Annotated in this window: 6 protein-coding genes; 3 read left to right on the top strand and 3 right to left on the bottom strand. The window is 49.0% G+C overall.

The features are described 5' to 3' along the window. The 3 genes from B3W37_RS05620 to B3W37_RS05630 form a co-directional block, all read right to left on the bottom strand. On the bottom strand, positions 1 to 198 hold a 198-nt coding region (locus B3W37_RS05620; RefSeq protein WP_483175019.1), incomplete at its 3' end, for a hypothetical protein. Continuing rightward, on the bottom strand, positions 192 to 803 hold the full coding sequence (locus tag B3W37_RS05625; protein WP_483171520.1) for a YiiX/YebB-like N1pC/P60 family cysteine hydrolase: 612 nt from the start codon (positions 801 to 803) through the stop codon (positions 192 to 194). The genes B3W37_RS05620 and B3W37_RS05625, both read right to left, overlap by 7 nt. Positions 804 to 872: 69 nt before the next feature. Then, positions 873 to 1,256 (bottom strand): CBS domain-containing protein, encoded by a 384-nt coding sequence (locus B3W37_RS05630; protein WP_483171519.1) that lies wholly within the window; start codon positions 1,254 to 1,256, stop codon positions 873 to 875. A gap of 255 nt (positions 1,257 to 1,511) precedes the next feature. Between B3W37_RS05630 and B3W37_RS05635 the strand changes: the two genes are divergently transcribed. The 3 genes from B3W37_RS05635 to B3W37_RS05645 form a co-directional block, all read left to right on the top strand. Then, on the top strand, positions 1,512 to 2,216 hold the full coding sequence (locus B3W37_RS05635; protein WP_483171518.1) for a hypothetical protein: 705 nt from the start codon (positions 1,512 to 1,514) through the stop codon (positions 2,214 to 2,216). Continuing rightward, positions 2,206 to 3,651 (top strand): hypothetical protein, encoded by a 1,446-nt coding sequence (locus tag B3W37_RS05640; protein ID WP_483171517.1) that lies wholly within the window; start codon positions 2,206 to 2,208, stop codon positions 3,649 to 3,651. The genes B3W37_RS05635 and B3W37_RS05640 overlap by 11 nt, the downstream gene beginning before the upstream one ends. 16 nt (positions 3,652 to 3,667) lie before the next feature. Beyond that, positions 3,668 to 3,903 (top strand): hypothetical protein (locus tag B3W37_RS05645; RefSeq protein ID WP_483175021.1); only part of this gene is annotated, 236 nt, incomplete at its 3' end.

Below are 3,903 nucleotides of genomic sequence, written 5' to 3' on the forward strand. Positions count from 1 at the left end.
TACATATCCGGGCCCCTGCCATAAAGAAGCAGCCAAAATACGTTGAACCGATTTGCTCCCCCGCAAGGACATGGCTTCCCGGCTGATCACTACCAGGTATAATAGGGCGGCCATGTATTCCAGTCCGGCCCAGTAGCTCGACAGCCATACCGCCCCCCAGGCAAAGATATGTATCCACAGCAAACGCAGTGTTACCATAAGAGCCCCACCTCCCTGATCACTTCGACATAGGGGCTGTTGTAGAAGCTGTCGGGAGGGACCCATAGATCCTGGTTGTCATCAAAATCCACACCCTGCAATTGATAAGCCTTCCACATGATTTTACTGCAGTTCCAGATGTTCTGTCCGGATTTAAAGGCTACCGGATAGAATACTTCCCCTATCTGCTCAGTGGCGTATGCAACAGCCGCCTGTTTGACAGCCGGATCGACATTGACCCTCAGCAGGCAGACCTGCGGATATTCGCGGAAATGCTCAACTGATTGCCGGGTTATACCGAGGTCGGCATAGCCTTCAATGATCTGCCCCGACCCTATATACAAAGCGGCATGGGAATAATCCCCATAAGCGCAGTGAGGATAAGCTCCCAGGATTATATCCCCGGGCTCCAAGCCTTCAAAGGAGATGCTGTTATTATGGCGCAAGGGGTTGCCGTACCCGACGTTGCCTGACAAAGCGCTCTTGATATAGACCCGGGTAGCGCCGTCAGGATTGAGAACAATAGCTTGATTATGGGCCAAAATCATTATACCTGCCAGTAATGTCAGCAATGGAAAAATCAACAGATTAATCGGCTGCTTCATGTACAGTACCCCAATCTACAGGCAGGATCACCCCTCGGTTATCCTCTGTTGTTATATTGTCGAGCCTGATTACGGTCTGTTTAACAACTCAATGCAGAGTTTCAGTATATCTGTCTCACTTATTATGCCGATCATCAGGCCGTTTTCCATTACCGGCATCCCACTGATTTTGTGCTTGAGCAGCAGATTAATGGCTTCCAACAGATCGGTTTGGGCTGCGACAGTAATTACGTTTTTAGTCATTACCCAATCTACCGGGGTTTCACACACAAATTCCGGAGAACGCAAAGCTTTTTCAATATCATGCTGCACGATCATACCGATTAAGGCGCCATTTGCCAGTACCGGAAGCCGGCGGACGTTATTCTCCACCATAAGATCCAGTGCGTCACCGATGGTTTTGCGGCTTTCAATACTTATTACCCGGGTAGTCATGATGTCTTTAACCTTCATGAACATCACCTCTTGGATTTATTCTATCACAGAGATTGGCTCGAAACGGTATCCGGCTTATGTTTAACATATGGCAAATGCAACCGGAAATGCCACCTTTATGGCATCTGCAGGATTCTTAAAATGATTGCCGGGGCATTACGAAAGTTGAGCAGAATATCCTTCGGCCCGAACATGGATTAAATAACGGATTTCCAGCCGGGTTTGCGGTACAATAGTAAAAAATATGATTGAGGGTTGTGTATGCGGGCTATCATGAGAAAGCTGAATCGCCATCAGGAATTAAGCCCGGACGAATACCAGAATTTGATGGGCTACATACACCATCTGCGGGTTCATTCATTGCCTTCTTATCAAGTGTTCTATCAGCGCTATGCGGAGGTGCTCTATAAACAGTACGCCACCTACCTGCCGGAATTTGAATATACACTGGGGGACGTGGTCTCTTTGCTTGCCGAAAAGCCGCAGCTGCTCACTTACGCCTTGCAGCGGCCGGTGCAATGGCAGCGCTTTCCCCTCCCGTATCAGCCGTTTTTACAAGCCTGCTCGTTAAAATACCTTAAGGGGCAGTTGTTTTACGAAGTAGTGGAGCAGATGGCTAAAAAACCTGAAACCCTGGCCAACTTACCTCATCCCCGTAACCATGAGGCGGTCATGCTCTTCGAAGATCAGAATCCCTTTAAAGAGCCGGGATTAAAGGCCCATTTTGACCGTTTGAGCCGTTTTAGTTTTGTCACCCGGCTGCAGAGCATGCGGTATCTCACCCTCCATAAAGCCAAGCAGGATTGCGTGGAGGTGCTGGCCCCGGACCGTTTGGGGGGCATCTTTACCAATAAGGAAAAATCGATTTATTACTATATTTACCTGACCGAGTCCATCGAGTCCAAAGCCCGGGAGGCATGCGCCTTGATTAATCTAGCCCTTTATGGGCTGAAAACTGGAGACAGCCATGAAATTTGAAAGCAGGCCGGAAATCGATACTAATCTGTTTGACATATGGCGGCAAGAACTCGTGGAACGCCAGGAGATTCGCCGCTCGGAGCTTAACCCGGCCGACGTGGTATTAAACCAGCCTGAAGAGGCCGAACTCCTGGTCAGGGCATGGTTTTACAGCGGCAGAAGCCGTGATCTGTTTGTGGCCCTGTTCCATAATCTCCACAAGATGCCGATCATTAAATGGCTGATCATGTCACCTCCGCCGATAATCCAGGGTTTTCTCCAATTCCTGCCCGGATACGTTCTGCTATATCGCCCCCGCCCGGTAGAGCTGCAGTTTTTAATCAGCTTGTATAGCGATGAACTGACGGATTGGTACCCTGCTATAGTCAAAAGTCTGGACAAGGAATCCTGCCAGTATTTGATGTCCCGTACCGCCAATGCGAACCTGCGCCAGCTTTTAAAAAACGCGGCCCTGGCCATCAGCCGGGAACAGGGTCTGGGCTGGTTCGGCATAGAGCAAAACCGCTTATCGGACCAAGTTTGCGCAGGATTGTACGGCAATAAAAATCAAAACTTGCTGAAGGCCCTGGATCTGGTTGCAGCCTGCAACCGGAATCGCCTGCAGTATTTACATGGAATCGAACTTTTTCTTGATAACCTTGCAGCGGCGGAGGCTGTTTTTGAAAGCGGCCTGGTGGCAGATAGTCTGGCTATCCTGTTGGATGCCTGGGAAGAGTGCTTGGAAAATCATCAGCTGACAGATATCTTGCGGGATATACAGTTGGCCAAGCGTTTTGTCAGGGTCTTGCGCAGGGTCGCCCCTCTTTATGTTATGCTGGAACACGCCCCGGCGGCGGGGGCGGCCTATCAAGCATTATATGACCGTTATTTCGCCTGCTTGCCAAACAATGCTTCCACTCATACCAGTCTGGAATTAATGGACCGGCTTTTATCAACCAACCAGTCCGTGCCGGCTGTTAAAGCTTCTTTAAAGTTGTGGCACCTACAAATTCAAGATGAAGCCGATGGTGAATACGAACCCTTGTTTAACAGAAGTGACCAATTGGAATTCAGGGTTCTTAAAGCTCTGGTTGACGGCATAAGACTTGCCCAGCCTCAAGAAGCTATTACCCTGATTCTCGCTGTCCTGTGGCTCGATAAACATAATGATTCAAGCTTGGATTCCGCAGCGTCTCACTGGATTTTTACTCAATGCCGGGATTTCTGGTCATGGGTCCCCAGCAAAATGTTTTTTAATGCTCGAATATGGTCTCAAATTGGCAAATTACTGGAGGATGAGAACAGACAAGCCGGGGATCGCTTGCTATCTCGGGTTGAAGAGCTGCAGGGGGACGGTTTGCAGTTCGATTTGCTTCACCGACCGGATCTGTTTAAGCAGCGGAATCGGATTATTGAACGACACATCCTGGCGGGTGCGTTTTTGGGGGTGCATTAAACTGAATTCCACCGGGTTGGATTCCAAAGCCTATGGCTTGATGTTGGAGGAATTACTGAAAAGACTGCGGCAGGAGATTGATTCTCAGCTCCATATAGATTCGATTCAATCGGTCGCTGATTTGGATCAGTATATCTTAAAGATTAACTCTTTTTATTATCAGGGTTTCCTGGAATATTACCTGCCCCGGTATGAACAACGCTGGCAAGCTGAGGCGAGGGAGCTGCTCATGCTCACCCAGCAGCAGCAAGT

The organism is Syntrophomonas sp. UBA5494 (genome assembly GCF_002426325.1).